Annotated in this window: 15 protein-coding genes; 11 read left to right on the forward strand and 4 right to left on the reverse strand. The window is 61.2% G+C overall.

What is annotated here, in order from left to right:
* Positions 1-36 precede the first annotated feature (36 nt).
* From SH292x_RS01005 to SH292x_RS01040, 8 genes are all read left to right on the forward strand, one after another.
* Entirely contained in the window at positions 37-1,281 is a 1,245-nt protein-coding gene (locus SH292x_RS01005; protein WP_442483709.1) for a DUF1559 family PulG-like putative transporter, read from the forward strand.
* Positions 1,282-1,336: 55 nt separating this feature from the next.
* Positions 1,337-1,993, forward strand: a complete 657-nt coding sequence (scpB, locus tag SH292x_RS01010) for an SMC-Scp complex subunit ScpB (protein ID WP_442483710.1) — start codon at positions 1,337-1,339, stop codon at positions 1,991-1,993.
* Positions 1,994-2,272: 279 nt separating this feature from the next.
* Entirely contained in the window at positions 2,273-2,977 is a 705-nt protein-coding gene (gene rpe / locus SH292x_RS01015; RefSeq protein WP_442483711.1) for a ribulose-phosphate 3-epimerase, read from the forward strand.
* 78 nt (positions 2,978-3,055) lie between these two features.
* On the forward strand, positions 3,056-3,649 hold the full coding sequence (locus tag SH292x_RS01020; protein ID WP_442483712.1) for a histidine phosphatase family protein: 594 nt from the start codon (positions 3,056-3,058) through the stop codon (positions 3,647-3,649).
* A gap of 169 nt (positions 3,650-3,818) precedes the next feature.
* The gene (gene accD, locus SH292x_RS01025) at positions 3,819-4,646 is read left to right on the forward strand and encodes an acetyl-CoA carboxylase, carboxyltransferase subunit beta (protein ID WP_442485884.1); all 828 of its coding nucleotides are present in this window, start codon (positions 3,819-3,821) and stop codon (positions 4,644-4,646) included.
* A 16-nt stretch (positions 4,647-4,662) separates the two neighbouring features.
* The gene (locus SH292x_RS01030; RefSeq protein WP_442483713.1) at positions 4,663-4,911 is read left to right on the forward strand and encodes a hypothetical protein; all 249 of its coding nucleotides are present in this window, start codon (positions 4,663-4,665) and stop codon (positions 4,909-4,911) included.
* Positions 4,868-5,431 carry a hypothetical protein gene (locus SH292x_RS01035; protein ID WP_442483714.1) on the forward strand — a complete coding sequence of 188 codons (564 nt, stop codon included), beginning with the start codon at positions 4,868-4,870 and terminating at the stop codon, positions 5,429-5,431. The genes SH292x_RS01030 and SH292x_RS01035 overlap by 44 nt, the downstream gene beginning before the upstream one ends.
* Positions 5,428-6,186, forward strand: a complete 759-nt coding sequence (locus SH292x_RS01040; RefSeq protein WP_442483715.1) for a hypothetical protein — start codon at positions 5,428-5,430, stop codon at positions 6,184-6,186. The genes SH292x_RS01035 and SH292x_RS01040 overlap by 4 nt, the downstream gene beginning before the upstream one ends.
* 128 nt (positions 6,187-6,314) lie before the next feature.
* Here the strand turns inward: SH292x_RS01040 and SH292x_RS01045 are convergent, their stop codons facing one another.
* Complete coding sequence (locus SH292x_RS01045; RefSeq protein ID WP_442483716.1) at positions 6,315-7,676, reverse strand: dicarboxylate/amino acid:cation symporter; 1,362 nt, start codon at positions 7,674-7,676, stop codon at positions 6,315-6,317.
* A gap of 247 nt (positions 7,677-7,923) precedes the next feature.
* Between SH292x_RS01045 and SH292x_RS01050 the strand changes: the two genes are divergently transcribed.
* Complete coding sequence (locus SH292x_RS01050; RefSeq protein WP_442483717.1) at positions 7,924-9,225, forward strand: GAF domain-containing protein; 1,302 nt, start codon at positions 7,924-7,926, stop codon at positions 9,223-9,225.
* Between the two features lie 64 nt (positions 9,226-9,289).
* Here the strand turns inward: SH292x_RS01050 and SH292x_RS01055 are convergent, their stop codons facing one another.
* From SH292x_RS01055 to SH292x_RS01065, 3 genes are all read right to left on the reverse strand, one after another.
* Positions 9,290-10,669: a DUF1552 domain-containing protein gene (locus tag SH292x_RS01055; protein ID WP_442483718.1), complete on the reverse strand. Its 1,380-nt coding sequence runs from the start codon at positions 10,667-10,669 to the stop codon at positions 9,290-9,292.
* Complete coding sequence (locus SH292x_RS01060) at positions 10,666-13,830, reverse strand: DUF1592 domain-containing protein (RefSeq protein WP_442483719.1); 3,165 nt, start codon at positions 13,828-13,830, stop codon at positions 10,666-10,668. Before SH292x_RS01060 ends, SH292x_RS01055 begins: the two co-directional genes overlap by 4 nt.
* A 292-nt stretch (positions 13,831-14,122) precedes the next feature.
* The gene (locus SH292x_RS01065) at positions 14,123-15,115 is read right to left on the reverse strand and encodes a TIGR03009 domain-containing protein (RefSeq protein WP_442483720.1); all 993 of its coding nucleotides are present in this window, start codon (positions 15,113-15,115) and stop codon (positions 14,123-14,125) included.
* 355 nt (positions 15,116-15,470) lie between these two features.
* On the opposite strand from SH292x_RS01065, the gene SH292x_RS01070 reads away from it, so the two are divergent.
* Both SH292x_RS01070 and SH292x_RS01075 read left to right on the forward strand, forming a co-directional pair.
* Positions 15,471-16,292, forward strand: a complete 822-nt coding sequence (locus SH292x_RS01070) for a hypothetical protein (RefSeq protein WP_442483721.1) — start codon at positions 15,471-15,473, stop codon at positions 16,290-16,292.
* 97 nt (positions 16,293-16,389) lie between these two features.
* On the forward strand, positions 16,390-17,274 hold the full coding sequence (locus SH292x_RS01075; RefSeq protein WP_442483722.1) for a hypothetical protein: 885 nt from the start codon (positions 16,390-16,392) through the stop codon (positions 17,272-17,274).
* The last annotated feature ends 4 nt before the right edge of the window (positions 17,275-17,278 follow it).

Genomic DNA, 17,278 nt, shown 5'->3' on the forward strand with positions numbered 1-17,278 from the left:
ACACTAACTTTAACTGTAGTCGTCAGAGGACTTCCCATGAACACGAAACAACGAGCCTTCACGCTGGTCGAGCTGTTGGTGGTGATCGCCATCATTGGCATTCTCGTGGCGCTGCTCTTGCCGGCCGTGCAAGCGGCGCGCGAGGCGGCGCGGCGGTCGCAGTGCATCAATAATGTCCGCCAAATCGTGCTCGGCATTCACAACTACGAACTGGCGTACGACCACCTGCCCGTGGGAACTACCAACGACACGGGGCCGATCGAGAACAAACCGCCAGGCCACCATATGAGCTGGCTCGCCCGCGTGCTGCCGTACCTTGGCGAGCAGAACCGTGCGGCGGCGCTCGACATGAAGCTCAGTGCCTATCACACGCGGAACGATCCGGTGCGACAGACATCGTTTTCGCTGATAATGTGTCCCAGCTATCCTGGCGAGGACCTGCCGGTGTCGATCTACGCAGCGTGTCACAACGACCGCGAGGCACCGATCAACGAGGACAACAATGGATCGTTCATCCTCAATCGAAAACTGACGCTCGACGACATCAAAGACGGAGCCAGTTACACGATCTTCGTCGGAGAGAAGCAGATCGACGAGTACGACCTCGGCTGGTTGAGCGGTACACCCGCCACGCTTCGCAATGCAGGGTTCGCGATCAACACAACTACGAAGAACAATGGCAGCTTCCAAACGTTTCCCTGGTACGTCGGCGAAACGGTGGCAGAGGAGGGCCAGTTAGAGTGGGATGAGGATCCGCTCGCCGAAGTTGCAAGCGATGTGTACTGGGACGATGAAGTGGACTTCGAAGAGGAGGAGGTGGTCGAAGAAGCGGCCGCAAGTGAGGAGTCGCAAGCCGAGGATTCGAACACGGAAGAAGGCAGCGAAGAGAGCACCGAAGAGAGCACCGACGCCGAAACCGAAGAGCCCGCATCCGAAGAGTCGGCTGAAGCGAATGACGATGTGGCGGGCGAGACCGACCCGCTAGAGCAGGAAAGTGCCGCTGAGATTGGAGGAGAAATTCAGGCTTGGGATGCAGAGTTGGGCGTGGGGGATCCCAACGCCATCGCGAAGCCAGGCTTCTATGTTCGCAGTCTCGAAGGGGGCAACTCTTCGTTGCCGCTCCGCGTCGGAGGGTTTGGTGGTAATCATCCGGGCGGAGGAATTTTTGGCTTTGGCGACGGCGCGGTGAGTATGATCACGGAAGATGTCAGTGTGCGATCGTTCCGCCAGATGGCCAATCGACACGATGGGGAGGTTCCTGACGCCGAAGGGCGGTGGTGATGCTAGCACTCGTTGCTCTTGCTGGCGGTGCTTCGCGAGGTTTACTATCCCCACCATGAGCGAGAACTCCGCCAACGCCGAAAGCGATTCGCCGCTGTCGATCAAGCGACTCACCAGCGCGTTTGCCGCGATGCTGGGACGCAAGACGAGCAAAGTGGCCGCGACCGAAGCCGCGCCGGCCGAGGTGCAGGTCAACACGCGGAGCATCACCGAGGCGCTGCTGTTCGTCGGTCGTCCCGATAATCAGCCGTTGTCGGCCGAGGCGATGGCGTCGACCATGCGGGACATCACCCCCGAGGAAGTGGTCGAGGCGGTAGCGGAGCTCAACGCCGAGTACGCGGCCGACGGCACCGCCATGACTATCGTCGAGTCGGCGGCAGGCTACCGGATGGTCCTGCGAGAGGAGATGGAGCGGGTCCGCGATCGCTTTGTCGGCAAGGTGCAACAGGCGACGCTCACCCCCGCGGCAATGGAAGTGCTGAGCGTCATCGCCTACCGCCAGCCGGTGGATTTGAAGACCATCGACACCCTGCGGAAGCAGAAGTGCCAGTCGCTGGTGGCCCTGTTAGTCCGGCGTGGACTGGTGAATGTGGAACGCTCGGCCGCCAATCCCCGGCAGGTTCGCTACGTGACTAGCCCCCGGTTCTTGCAGGTTTTTGGGCTGTCGAGCATCGACCAACTGCCCCAGGCCGCTGAGTTCGAGGCGGCCTAGGTCTCGGCGCAAGTGCAGTGCTAGCAGTCGTTTGCGCAGTGGATGCCTGGTTTTGCAGGAATGGCGGACGGCCGAATTGAGGATGATTAGCGGTAGCGGGCCTTGGGGGACTGGGGGTAGAATTCGGGTTTTGCCTACGGTGCATAGAACCAATGGCTTTCGCCACCCCCGTAGGCAACACCCCTCCGCAGGGCCGACGCACGATCCAACGCGACCTTCCCCCCTCCGCCCGCTAATCCACCTGGTTCCGACTCCCACGCTATAGAGAAGTATTTGTTGGTGACTGCGCCCAATCATCGCGAACAGACGAGAGCCCGACTGCGGGCCGCCGCGCCGGCGATCGCTCCGTCGATCCTGCTGTGCGACTACGCGCATCTCGCGCAAGAGATCGAGCGACTGGAAGAGGCGGGTGCGCGGTTGTTGCATCTCGACGTGATGGATGGCCACTTCGTACCGAACTTTACGTTTGGCATGACCATCGTCGAAGCGGCGCGTCGGTGCACCGAACTGCCGTTGGACGTCCACTTGATGATGGAACGTCCCGACAAGTACGTTCGGCAGTTTCGCGAAGCGGGCGCCGACGTGATCACCGTGCACGAAGAAGTTTGCCGGGATCAATCGGAACTGGCGGACTTGGTGGCGACGATTCGCGATCTCGACGCGCTGGCCGGCATCGCAATCAACCCGCCGACGCCGCTGGAGAAGATCGACCAGGTGGCGAGCAATTGCGATTTGATTTTGTGCATGAGCGTGATGCCGGGATTCGGTGGCCAGTCGTTTGATCGAGTGGCGCTGGAGAAATTGAGCACGCTCCGCGACCGGCCGGATGTCGATGCTTTTTTGGAAGTCGATGGCGGTGTGAACCTCGAAACCATCGGCGAATGCACCGCGGCAGGGGCGGATTTGCTAGTAGTTGGCTCGGCCATTTCGAGTGGCAATAGTTACCGCGAACGCTTCGCGGAACTCGCCACTCGAATCAAGTAAGCGCATCAAGTAACAGAGAAAACAAGCAAGGGGCGACGACGCACGCATGCGACACTCGCCAGGATGAAAACAACCACCATGAGACAGATTGTGCTCGTTCACGCCGGTGCCACGGAATACGCCAAGCAAGGCCGTATCCAGGGAACCCTTGATGTGCCGCTGAGCGAAGATGGCAAGCGCCAGGCGGAGAACGTGGCGACCGCGCTCGCCGAACTTAAGCCGACGATCCTCTACTCAGCTCCGGGGCAGGCATCGCAGCAAACCGGTCAGGTGATCTCCGACCGTTTTAGTCTGAAGCTACGCACGCTCGACAAACTGACGAACGTCAACCAGGGTCTGTGGCAGGGACTGCTGGTCGACGACGTGAAGACCAAGCAGCCCAAGGTGTTTCGGCAATGGCTCGAGCACCCCGAGATGATCTGCCCCCCTGAGGGCGAGAGCATTTCGAAGGCCCGGGAGCGGGTGTCCGAAGTGATGGCGAAGCTCGCCAAGAAACTGAAGCCCGACGCGGTCGCCGTGCTGGTGGCCCCCGATCCGCTGGCGTGTGTCATCCGCCACGTGCTGTCGGGTGCCGAGTTTGGCGACCTGTGGCACTGTGGGACGCAGGCCGGCCGGTGGGAGACGATTGAGCTCGACAAACCCGCCGTTGTGGCGGTCGAGGCCAAGAGTTAGCCCGCGAATCGGCATTTTGCTCCCGATCTTCCGCCTCCCAACGTTCCGGACGAATTGGTATCATAGACTCCCGGAACGATTGACTTCCTCCAACGATCCAACTCCTCGCATGGCCACCGGCGAATTGAAAGACCAACGCGAACAGCCTGAAGACTCGGACGATCCCTTGATGGGCGACGAGCCCAAGAAGCCCCGCCCCAAGCGGGGCGTCCCGAGTGGGCTATGGCTCCGCTGCACCGATTGCGGCGAGACCGTCTTCCGCAAAACGGTCGCCGAGCACATGAGCGTCTGCCCCGTGTGCGGGTACCACATGTACCTGAGCGCGGCCGATCGCATTCGCTACCTGCTCGACGAAGGAACCTTCGAAGAGTGGGACGGCAACCTCATGCCGGCCGACCCGCTGGAGTTCTTCGACAAGAAGGCCTACGCCGAACGCGTGGTGGGCGAGCAAAAGCGGACCGGCCTTCGCGACGCCGCGCTCACGGGCACCGGCATGATTCGCGCTCGCCGCGTCGCCGTTGGTGTGACCGACTCGGCGTTCATCATGGGGAGCATGGGCTCGGTTGTGGGCGAACGACTCACCCGGCTCATCGAACGTGCCACCGAACAAAACCTGCCGCTTGTGATCGTCAGCGCATCGGGCGGTGGTGCTCGTATGCACGAAGGTATCCTGTCGCTGATGCAGATGGCCAAAGTGTCGGCCGCCCTCGCGCGGTACGACCAAGCCGGCGGTCTCTTTATCTCGGTGCTCACCAACCCCACGATGGGTGGCGTGGCCGCGAGCTTCGCGTCGCTGGGCGATCTGGTGTTCGCGGAGCCCAAAGCCCTGATCGGCTTCGCCGGCCCCCGAACCATCAAAGCCACCATCCGTTTGGAACTGCCCGAAGGTTTCCAGACCAGCGAGTTCCTCCTCGAACACGGCTACATCGACCGCATCGTAAAACGCTCGGACATGAAGAGCGAGATCGCGCGGACGATTGACTATTGTGGGAAGTGATTTCGTTCACTGAACTATGCGGACTATCGACCCTCGTAATATCGAAGTTCCCGAACCGGCGGTGATTGAAGCCTTGCGCAAGATGTCGGGGCGGGAATCGCTGCGACAGTCGCTCGAATCGCACGAACTCGGCCGTCGACTCGTTGAATCAGGCGTGCGAGGTGACCATGCCGATTGGTCCGACGACGAAGTGCAGATCGAGATCATTCGGAGGATGCACGGTGACGCAGTCGCAGCTCTTGCAGTTCGCCATCGAGACGCTTGAACGCCTGGGCATCCAGTACGCGCTGGTCGGTTCGCTCGCCAGCAGTACCCTGGGCGAAGTACGCTTCACCAACGACATTGACATCGTGGTGCGACTCGACGTGTTTGATGCGGCACGCCTTTGTGATGCATTCGCGGGAGACGAATTTGCGCTCTATAAGCCTGCGATTCTCGAAGAAGTAGAGCGAGGCGGCCAGTTCAACATCTTGCATCCTTCGTCATCAAATAAGATCGACTTCATGGTAGTGGGAAGCACCGACTGGTCGCGGCGTCAACTCAAACGGCGCGAACGCCGCCAAGTGCTCGACGTGGCCGAGTGTTATGTAGCAGCTCCCGAAGACATCATTCTCGGCAAGCTTCTCTACTATCAGGACGGTGGCTCCGAAAAACACCTCCGCGACATCGCCGGGATCTGGAAGCGAAGTGGCGAGCGAATCGATCGCGAGTATTTGGAAGCAGGAATCAACGAGCTGGGACTCGACGAGGCGTGGGTGGTAATGCTTGCGAGGTTAAATCAGTGACGCACCTCAAACAGCGACTGTTGCCCGTGCTTTGCCTCTTCGCCGCGATGGCGGGTTCGCAGTGCTACGCGGGGCTTAACGGCCACGGTCACGGTTGGTCGTGGTCCGAGGCATCTGATAACGGTCAGTACGTATTTGTAAGCTTATTCCCCACGCCTGTGAAAGATCAGGTCGCACACATAAAGTCTCTCGAAGACGATCCTCCATACTTCACACGCGCGAGCGCAATTGCCCAGGTCGAGCGATTGCATAAGACGTACCCCTGCACGGGAATGTATCTAAATAACGGTTCCAATACGCCAATTTGGACCACGAACGAGAAAGTGTATGCTGGAACGCCCACTTCGGACGGGCGGTATCTGGTGGATCTTTTCGAATACGACTACATGTTTACGATGGAAGTGACGGAACCATCGAGAACGGCGAGAGCTCTTCGTGACTTCGAAATCATTGGCTACCCAGCTTGGGCTCTGTATGGCGCAGCTGGCAAGGGCTTTCCTTACATGGATACCTGCGTCATCGACCCAAATTCAGAGCACGTTCTCGTCACCTGGAACAACAAAACCACCTCTACGGTCCGCCTCGACGACTTCGCCATCGTCCAGTCGAACGTCCTACCGCACGCGTTCTCTCAGCTCTTCACGACGATGCAAGGCATCACGGTGTTCCTGGTGTTCGTGCTCATCACCTGCGGCGTGGCATATGGCATTGCGCGGTGCTTCATGGGTGGTAGCGCAAAAGAATCGCGAAGATAAACCTCATTCAATAGCCGGGCCGCCACGCGGGCCGCGAAAGATTCAGCTCAGCGCGTGCGAAGCTTCAGGAGAACTGCAAACCTCTTCGCGGAGGGCGTGGCCCTCCGGCTGTTGATTGGCTTTGCGAGCTAGTTGCTCGTGGGCTCTTCGGAGTGGTGATGATAATCCTCATCCCACTCCTTCGGCTTCGGCTCGCCCAGCTTCCCGACGCTTTTGGCAACCAGCATCGCGACCGTGGCGTCGCTGGTGACGTTGATCACGGTTCGCAGCATGTCGAGCACGCGGTCGACGGCGAAGATTAGGGCGATGCCGGGCACCAGCTTGGCGTCGATTTGCCCCAGCACGATCACCAGCATCACGATGCCGGCGCTCGGCACCGCGGCGGTTCCGATCGAGGCGAGGATACACGTGACGCCCACCGCGAAAAGTTGCGTCAGCGATAGTGTTACGCCATACGCCTGGCAGATAAACACCGCGGCCACGGCTTGGTAAAGGCTCGTCCCGTCCATGTTCACCGTGGCCCCAATGGGTAGCACGAAGCTAGCGACCTCTTCGTCGACTCCCAGGTGCTCTTCCACACGTTCCATGGTCACGGGCAGCGTCGCGGCGCTGCTGCTGGTCGAAAATGCGAGCATCTGCGCGGGCGCGAGGCCACGGAAGAACCAGACGTAGCCTCGCCCCGTGAAGGCCATGATCAACGATGGATAGAACGCGAAGAGCAAGATCGCGAGTCCCACGACCACGCATCCACAGTAAAGCAGCAGCGCGAAGAAAACGTCCCACGATGGCGTCTCTGCCACGAGAGCGGCCAGCAGCGCGAACACACCGATCGGAGCGGCAAGCATGATCAGGTCGATCAGTTTGAGGATCACCTCGTTCAGGCCATCGAATACGTCTTTCACTGGCTTTGCAGTCTCAGCGGGAACCAGCAGCAAACCGACGCCGAAGAACAGCACGAACACAATCACTTTCAACATGTCGCCATTGTTGCTGGCGGCCGCGAAGATGTTGTCGGGCACCAGATCGACGAGAGGCTGAAGGGGGCCAGTTCCCTTGGTCTGATTGGCTTGTTCGATCTTCCCTGCCACATCGTTGCTCGCCGCGGCGACCAAGGCGTCACGCGTCTTCTCGTTGATTCCGCTGCCTGGTCCAACCAGTGTCGCGAGCGTCAGGCCGGTGGTTACCGCCACGGTTGTCGTGAAGAGGAACAGCGCGACAGTCCGTCCGCCAATGGACGAGAGCCGCGAGAGGTCTTTGAGATCCGACACCCCTTTGATCAGCGATGCGATGATCAGGGGCACCGCGATCACCTTCAAGGCGTTAATGAAGATCGTGCCGAGCGGTTTGATCCAATCGGCGACAAATTGCCGGCCGGTGTGGATCTCGATGCCGTCCACTTCTTTGATCGTGCCGAGCTTCAGCGCCACGAGCCCCGCCACCACGCCCAGGACCATGCCAATCAAAATCTTCCAGTGCAGGGCGAGCTTCATCGGGGGCTTTCGATTGGATTGTGAGGGATGGTGGGGTTGTGTGCTACCAGGCTAACGGATGCACCACGTTGCTGGCAGGCGAAGTTGCAAACATCGTTGTTCACCGGCGTCGCATTCTCCGCAGGTGGGAGAAATTACTCAATCCGCGCATTTTATCCAGCCGATGTTGATTTGCGTGGAGCACAGAGTATGCGCAGCTGTTGGAGCTGCCGCTAGCTGACTTTTGAGTTTGCGGAGTTTCGTCATCATGCAGCCAGGATTCGACCAACCGATGACCATGCCAGGTCTCCCTTTAGGTCTCGCAGGGGACCAATTCACCATACCGGCCGTGGTAACAGCTCCACGAGCCGCCATCAACGAAGCCCGCGATCACGCGCGGCAAGCGAACCTCGACCAGCGGCTCACCGCCGTGTTGCGTGGGATGGTGCGAGGTCTCGCTTGCGATGGTGCCGACTTCTACGTGCTCAACGATGCAACGAACGAACTCGTGCTTCGTGCCCATCATCAAGAGGACGGACGAGAACCAGGCGATAAGCGGCGGACCTTGATGGGGTCCTCGGCCGATGTCGCGGCGCTCGCTGGCAACGCGCTGGTGCTCGAAGATGATCTCGACGTCGCCACGTGGGCGGTGCCGGTTTGGTGCGGCGCGGCGATTTGCCTGCCCGTGGCGAGCGACGAAACGATCTACGGCACGCTGTGGATCTACTGCCGCGAGCCACGCTCTTTCACCAATGCCGAAGTGGAACTCGTCGAGATTGTCGCCGGTCGACTGGCCGTGGAGTTGGAACTCAATAAGTGGCGAAGCGGAGCGTCCGCGAACATCGCCACACCTGCCGCGGAGCCAACAGCGACGCCGATTGTCGTCAAGCAACCCGCGAGCTCGCGTATCGCTCGCCCCATGAGCCATCCACAACTCGACGACTGGGAACTTGCGGGCCTCGCGTTTACGGGCGAGCGAGTGCAATCGTTCTACGATTGGCAGACCCTCGCCGATGGACGCACGCTGGTCGTCGCGGGTTCGATGAATACCAACGAACAGTTGACCGATGGCCTGCTCGAAGCGGCCCGGATCGCCCTGCGTTCGCACGCGCAGCACGCGGGCGAAGCGGGCGAGTTGCTCTCGGCCGCCAATCACACGCTGTGGCTCGCTTCGCCGGGGGGCGAAGGGTTGTCGATGGCCGTCGCGATGCTCGCGGCCGATGGCACGCACGCCACGGTGGCCCTAGCCGGCAACGCGGGCTTCGCCATGTGGAGCGGATCGAGCAGCGACTGGACCGCCACCACCTGCCCGGCAATGGGCTGGTGTGAAAACACCAACTACGCATCTCGCTACGTGGAACTGATGGTTCGCGAACGCTTGGTGCTCGCCACCACCAACGAAGTTCCTCCTGTCGCACGGTTCAACGGGCGTCTCGCGTGCAAGCTTCGAGAACCCTCGGCCGCCGAGCTACGGATGCTTCCCGGTAAACGGGCGCTGCGACTGTTCGCCGACGCCATGCGTTCGGGCGGAGCCGAGCCAGCGGGAATGGCGCTCGTGCGGCGGAGATAAGCCGACGTTGAGATTCCCCTCTCCCCGACCCGGGTGAGGGTCGGGGAGAGGGTAGTCAAGTGATCTAAGCCTCTGTTCGCTCGCCGAAGAGTCGGTGCGATTCGAATTCCAGTGGCCCCGTGCTGTCGGCGAACTGTGTGGTTTCGATCCCCGCGGCAGTGAGCATGCTGACGAACAGGTTGGAGAGAGGCTTCTCTTCGTGGGTCTTCAAGTAGTGACCGTGCGCGAGGCCGAGCTTCTCGCCCCCCGCGAGCACGAGCGGGTAGTTGATGGCGTTGTGTGTCGTGCTGCACGCGCTTCCGTAGAGGACCATCGTGGTGTCGAGCAGCGATCCGCGAGCGTCTCGCGTCTCGCTGAGCCGTGTTACGAAGTAAGCGTACTGCTCGGCGAGCCAGCGATCGTACCGGCCCCACTCTTCCCAGTGACCGTCCACTAGATCGTGGCTAATCGCGTGATGGCCTTTGTTGATTCCTAGGGCCAGCTTCGGGAAGTTCTCGCCAAAGCCCATGCCGTCTTCGCGGGCCATCATGTAGGTCATCACCCGCGTCAGGTCGGTCTGGAACGCCAGCACCATCAGGTCGAACATCGTCCGCAGGTAGGCCGTGGGGTCGACGGCCGGATTCGAGTCGAAGTCGATTGCCGAAGCGTCGAACTCGGGCAGCGGCATATCGAGCCATTGCTCGTTGCGGCGGATTTGCTCCTCCACCGAATTGAGCGACGTCATGTACTCGTCGATCTTGTCGCGGTCGTGCGTGCCGAGGCGCCGCGCGAGACTTGCGGTGTCTTCCATCACCAAGTCGACGACTTTCTTTCGCTGGGCGATGCTTCGCTTCCGCTCGTCGGTCGACTCGCCACCACCGGGGGAGAAGTAACGCTCAAAGATTTGTCGCTGGCGATTCTCGGACGGAATCGGCCTGCCCCCCTCGGCGAACGAGAGCGTGGCAACCCGCGACTTGTAACCGATACCGCCATCGGTAGATAAGACGAGCGACTGGTAGCGCGTATCGCGACCAAGTTCGCGCGCGGCAAGCTGATCGACGGAGATTTGATTCTGGTAGCTCGAACCGCGGAGGTCGCCGCCCGTGAGCCACGTATCGCCGGCCAGATGGCCGAGTACGTTGCGGCTGTTAGGATGGCTCAGTCCGCCGAGCACCGTGACGCGCTCCCGCAAAGGATTGAGCGACTCAAGTACCTTGGTCGTGCGATAGTCGGCACCTTCGCCGAGCGGGAACCAGCTCCAGTCGGCGTGGGCGGGATTCTCTGTGGGAGGAAGGCCCACGCCGTTGGGGAAGTAGACGAAGCACATCCGCGCGGGGGCGTCGGTTTCGTTCGCATTGCTCGCCAGCGCGGAGCCGGCCATCGCTTCGAGGTACGGCAGCGCGCACGCCACACCGACACCACGCAGCCACGTGCGACGATCGAGTTGCCAGGTTCGTTTGCTCATTCATGGGCCTCCGGCGTGTCGGAGTTGGTGTCGACGATCGGGCCCCGGAACGAAGGACTTTCGACGAGGGCCGTGATCAAGGTTTGAAAGCGATAGTCGTCTTCGCGAGTACGGGCGACGATGGTGTCTAGTTCCTTCTGGTCGGCGAACGTCACGTCGCGACCCAAGGCGTAGGCGAACAGGTGACTCGCCAGTGAGTGAACGAACTCATCCCGCGATTGGTCGAGTAAGTACGTCTTCAACTCATCGACGCCATTGATCGCCGTGCCATCGGGCAGCTCGGTGCTTGCGTCGATCGGTCGGCCTTTGGCTTGCTGCTGGAATCGTCCCACCGCGTCGTAGTTCTCGAACACGACGCCCCACGGATCGATCTTCGCGTGGCAATCGACGCACGACGCTTTGCTGCGGTGCAGTTCGAGTTGCTCCTTAAGCGTTAGTTTCTCGAAGCCGGGCGTCTCGGGGTCGAGCTCCGGGACGTTCGGTGGCGGAGGGGGTGGCGTGGAGCCGAGGATCTTCGAACGAAGCCACACCGCTCGCTTAATCGGATGCGCCTGCGTGCCATCGGAGTGGCCGGTGAGGAATGCCCCTTGAGATAACAGACCCCCGCGGTGAAGTTCCGCGGCGACTGGCACGGGACGGAACTCGGAACCCTCGACCCCCGCGATGCCATAGAATTCGGCGAGGTTTTGATTGAGCATCGCGAAGTCGGAGTCGATCATCGTCAGCACGCTCAGATCTTGCTGCAAAACGTGCTTCAAGAAGTGTAGCGTTTCGAGCCGCATGTCACGCCGGACGAACCGCGTGTAGTCGGGGTACTTGTGAATGTTGACGCTCATCGACTGATGACGATCGAGCCGCAGCCACTCGTCGGCGAAGGTCTCGATCATGCCATCGACGCGCGGGTCGGCGATCATCCGCTCGACTTCGCCGGACAGTTCGGCAGAGAGCTTGCCTTTCGAGGCGAGCTCCGAAAGTCGCTCGTCCGGTGGGGCGTTCCATAGGAAATACGCCAATCGCTCGGCGAGTGCGGCGTCGGCAGTCTCGGGCGTGGCGGTGGGCGAGACGTACAGGAAACTGGGCGAGCAGAGCACCGCGACCAGCACTTCCTTCACGCCCTGATGATAGTCGTCGTGGTCGCTGCGAATCGACTGCCAGAATTGGAAGTAGCGATCAACCTCTTCGGTGGTCACCTCGCGGCGAAACGCTCGTGTCATGAAACGCTCGAGGACTTCACGCGTATAGCCATCGAGATCCTGATCCTTCGTTGGCGAGTCGAAGAACACCTGGCGATGACTCGCAGGCGGCCACTCAGGGTAGTGCGGCCCGTGGAACTCGATCGAACGCACCACAATCGGCACACCACAGTCCGCGGCCCGCTTCACCAACGCATCGTTCCACACGCCGACGACCATGATGTTGGCGAGGTCGGTCAGTTCGGTTTCGTCCATCACCGGCGCGGGGAGGTTTTCGAGCTCGCCATGAAACTCAAATACCTCCGGCTTCTCAGGCCCGGCACTTACCACGCGCGAAGTGTCAAACTCCTCGTACTCCATGCCATCGTCGGTACGATTGCCGAGAAAGGCTCGAAGCGAGGCCTCTTCGCCTTGGAAGTTGGCGGCGTTTTGTTCAAGTTCGTTGGCAAGCGCGACAGCAGTTGGGTGGTCGGCGGCGAGTGGCGTGAGCACCACGTGGCTGAAGCCGACGAAGAACCGCCCGCCCACTTCGAGTCGATGCTTACCTGGTGAGAGCTTCGCGTGCGCGAGCGGTGTCACGACGCGGCCCGACGCGGGCCAACCCTCGGGCGAGAGTCGCAAATGTTGGTCCGATCCGTCGACACTCAACGACACCGACGGCATCGCATCCGCCGCGGCAAGCGGATGCACGAGATCAATCTGGTAGTAACCTTCGTGCGCCAGTTCGAATTCGAACTGCGCCTTCGACGTCTTGGTGATGTCGACCGGTACGAGCATCTCGCCCTCGCGCCGCATCTCTTCTTGCTGCTCGCATTTGCTAGCCAAGAGCGTCGTCGCGTTCTCGGCGATGGTGGGCTCGGCGTTGGGATTGGCCAGCGTGACCGAAGTCTCTTTGCCGCGAAGAGAGGTCAGTCCATCGACTGGATTGCAGTCGGCGTAGCGTGCTCGTGAGGCAGCGACACGAAGAGCGAACGGCCCGGACTCGGGGAAGCATCGCCGAAGCAGCAGGCCCATATGGGGCGAAGGACCCTGCCACGACTGCGGGGCTTCTTCCTTGTGCGGTAGCGCGGAGAACATCAGCAGCCCGTCGTCGACCACGCGGTAGCGATCGCTCGACGAACCTCGCATGCAGATGCCAATGTTTTCTTCAATGGCGCGAAGTGCCGCTTCCTCTTCGGGCGTGCTGGCAGTGCGGACGTTGCCGGCGTCGTCGAGAATCTCCACTCGCAGATGATCGCGGTGGATCGGCGCGGTCTGGAAGCCATCGATCATCGCGGCATGGCGACCCTGGCCGACGTTGGTGCCAATTGTCACGCGATAGTGGTGCGCCGCTGGGCGCTCGCCCGTGGGAACCGCGCGATCAAGTGCTTGCCGGGCGATTGATTCGAAGTACTCGACATGCAGCGACGACGTGCTGAGTGCCGACTCACTCGCCGTGAAGCCCATCTTCGACTTCGCCTCGTCCGGCAGGTTGCGACCGAAGTCAATCGGCACGCCCAACAATTCGGCGAGCGAACGCGAGTACTGGGCCTTGGTCAAACGCCTGAGCGTGGTGCCGGCTTGTTGTTGGCGGGCTTTGGTCGCCAGGTCGATCGACGCCGTCATCCATTCGACCATCGCCCGCCGCTCGTCGTCCTCGGGCTGCGAGTCGTAGTCGGGGGGCATCGACGCCGAGTTGATCATGTCGAGCGCGGCATGCCACTTCTCGGCATCCGGGCCCGTGACCATGTTGGGGTCGAGCGTATCGAGTCGCACGCTCGCCTCTTGCGTATCCTCGCCGTGACAGTGGAAGCAGTACTGCTCCAGCAGTGGACGAATCTCGCTCTGAAACTTCTCGACCTCGGCGCTAGCCGCGGTGGCGAGCTCGTTGCCGCGAGCGAGGTTCGCGGCGAGACAAACAACAACCATCGCGGCGGTCAAACACCATCGTGTCGCTAGGGCGATCGCTGAAGGGCGTCGATGCTGCATGGCACGCACCAAGTTGTCGAAGCCGACGTGCACTCGAAAAGCGCGGGGCGGAATGCTTGTCGTTTCGCGGGCGAGGCCTTGGTTCGTTTTTGCAAACGACCGAAGCTCGCTGTGGGGTGGGATTGAGGGCAGGAAGATCGGCCCGGCGCACGTCGCGCATGGGTTCGATCCAGGCCGATAGTCTAACAATCCCTAGCGGAGAAATCGCTAGCAAACGCCGTTTTCTCGGCGGTATTTTTAGAGAAGAGTCGTCGCACAGGCGGCGGAAACGCGCACCTGGGGCAGCTTCGCGTTACTTAACCGGCTGTTGCGGCTGCTGCGCCTGCTGAATCTGCGGCTGCAGCGGCTGGACCACGCGCTTCCAGCCAATCGGGGTGCGTGGCTCCTGGAACAACTCGGCGAACCAGCCGGCGATCACAGGATTTACTTGGGCATTGTCCAGCTTGAACTCGTACTGGTCCCAGCTCTTGTTGGGGTGCACCACGCGAAGGCCGGCGGGCATCAGTGGCTTGCCCTGCTCGTTGCGTAAGACCACGTACACGTCGGAGTACTCAGCCGCGCCCGCCTGAAGCTTGGGTTTGGCGTGAATGCCAATGAAGTTGCCGCGGCATAGTTCGGGGGCGGGCTGCATCCAGAAACGCTCCTTGAGTTTCGCCGCATCCGCACCGAACAAAAATGGCAGCGGACCATCGACGATCTGTTGGCCCTGCATGTTGGGAGGAAGTGGGTTCACCACCAGCGTCTTATCGTGGCGGCGGTACTCGTACACGCTCTTACCATCGCACACCCAGTGTTCGCCCGGCTCGACGTTGCCATCGACGTCTTTGCGAGGAAGGTAATCTCCCTCCGCCGCTGGCTGGTTTTGTTCCGGCAATTGATTAGGCACAGTGGCTTGCGACTTGGGCGTCCAAACCACGGAGTTCACAATTTCGAAGCTGCCTCGGTCTGGTTTGTGGTAGGCGAGCTTGCCATCTTCTTGCGCGAAGGGGCCACCATCGGCGGGGCCCGCGATGTTGAACGTCTTGCGTTTAAAGTCGCAGTAGAAGTTGTTTACCGTCTTGCTGTCCTTCTCCCACTTGAGCAGTACTTGCTCGAGCCACGCTTGGTGCTCGGGTGCCACCTGGAACGGCGATACGGGAGGACCAGCGGGGGCCATTTGCTGCGGAGGCACGGCGCCCGCGGGCTGCACGGCTGTTGGTTGAGCCTGCGGCTGAGCGGCGGGTTGCTGCGCAGCGGCGACCGACGAGAAACCAAGAACGATTAAAGCAACAAGCGTGCGAGGCATGGACCGTTTCTCTCGGACACGAAGTGGCGTAAGTTGGGCGGGGGGCGTAGTAGCGGGCCGGGAGTGTAGCAACCACTACCAACCCCTCCTAGAGCGATTGTGGACGAACATCCTAAGGCGAGCGGGGCCCGTTAGGGCCGTGGTGAAATTGAAGTAGAGAACGCTGTCTCGCTAAATCACGACGGCCCTGACGGGCCCCGCTCGCTGAAGTAAGCTAGCACTCCTCCCTTTCTATCGACCCTCGGCATCTTTTTCCTAATCCGAATTGTCGGTTCATCGCATGCAACTCACCTGGAAAGCCTCCGAATCGGCAAGCGCGTTACACGCGGCCCATGCGTTGTCGCGAGGATTCGCGATGGTACCTCCCGGGCTAACCGAGGCGATCGGCCCCCTGGTGGCCGAGCCGCCTATCGCGGCTCGGGGAGATTTGCCGGCACTGCTGGCGGGGCTCGTCGAGCACGCGGCGGCGGGAATCGAGCACAATCGTGAGCTCGCCGAGCGGACGCTCGCACGGCGGTGGGGTGCAGGTGGCGTACGTGAAGTGGAAGTCTCGGGGCTCGCCGCGTGGGTAAGTAGCCTCGAGCGCCAGTATTACGACTGGCACCGTGGGCGTTCGAAGACCGCGCTCGTGGACGAGATCGTTACGCGAACCGGGCCCATCAAGGATCAGTGGCAGACGCGAGGTCCAGGGCTAATCGTCGAACTCGCGAGGCTTACCGAGCCATGGCTTATCGCGCCCGAGGCTCAGATGGTGATGGTGCTGCCAGCCGTCGGGGGCGATGGCTCGGCGCACCTTGCCCGCAACCTCGTGACGTTCGAAGCAGTACTCACCAACGCCGACGACCGCTTGCCCGAAGTGTCGCGACTGGTGTGGCTCGTCGCGCAGTTGCAGTTCGACCTGCCCGTTATCGCCGAAGCGGTGAAACCAGGGAACGTGGCCCGCATCGCCCAGCTTGCGATGTTGCCCCCGGTGCTTGCCGCGGGGGATGCGGTCGAAGTGACGCAGTACTCCCCCGAACTGCTCGCACAAGCACTCGTTATGTGGCGCGTTGCTAGCAGCGATGCGGAGGCCAATTCGCTCGCCGAGCAGCTTGCCAACTGGTGGGAGACTTACCTCGACACCGACATCACGTGGCCCGCCGCGGTGGCCGCGCTCGAAGCGATGTTGGGCGGGTAGCCATCGGTCATCGCTATTGACCCCGCCCGGCGAAGCCAGCATCATCCGCCGCGATTGCTTCCGCTTTCTCAATACCTCAAGCCATAAGGCTCTTGCGATGATGGTTCGCTCACTTTGCACGCTGGTGCTCCTGTCATTTGCGTGCGTTGCGAGTGCCGACGACGAAACACGACTCGCGGCTTACCAGACGCTCGGCGTGCCCACGAACGCCCAGCCCATCATTTTCGAGCGCCGCGCCGCGGCAAAAGGAGATCGCGCCGACCAGACAATTCAAGTTTCTTTGGAGCTGGACTCGACCATCCGCCACGCGAATGGCGAGATTGAGAAATCCAGCACCTCTATTGCCCGCGAGCAAGAGCGGACACTCGTCGTGAGCCAGATCACCGACGGCCGCGCCACCGGGGCACAGGTCCGATTCACCAAGTACACCCGCACGGCCGAAGGCGAGACCAGCGAGGGTCCGGTCGTAGGCAAGACCTACGATTGCCAGCGGCTACCTGACGATGCTCTGAACATCGTGGCGGCCGACGGAACGTTCGTCTCGCCCGACGAGTTCGCTATCGTCACCGAGAGCATGCACTCGCTGGGGCACGATAAACCGCTGGCTGAGTTCCTTGCGGGGAAGCAAGTCCGGGTGGGCGACAAGCTCGAAGTGCCGCTCGAAATAGGTGCGACACTGCTATCGAGCGACGGCGCCTTTGGCCAAGTGTCGAAGTTCACTATCACGCTCCGCGCGTACGACTTAACAACACGAGTGGCTTCGTTCGACATCGAACTCGAATCGATTGGCGCGCAGACAACTCAGATGCGACTGATGGTCCATGGCGTGCTAGATGTCGAGGCCGACACGTGTCGCACTCGGCGGCTTTCGTTCAGCGGGCCGATGGGCATGGCGAGCACCGTGGGGAGCTACAGTTCGGCCGAAACGACGTTCGTGCGTGGCAAGCTGAAGATGGAAATGACGGCCAACTATCAGGACTAGGGAT

Origin of the sequence: Aeoliella fuhlenseeensis, assembly GCF_052161615.1 — a bacterium.
Taxonomy (GTDB): domain Bacteria; phylum Planctomycetota; class Planctomycetia; order Pirellulales; family Lacipirellulaceae; genus Aeoliella.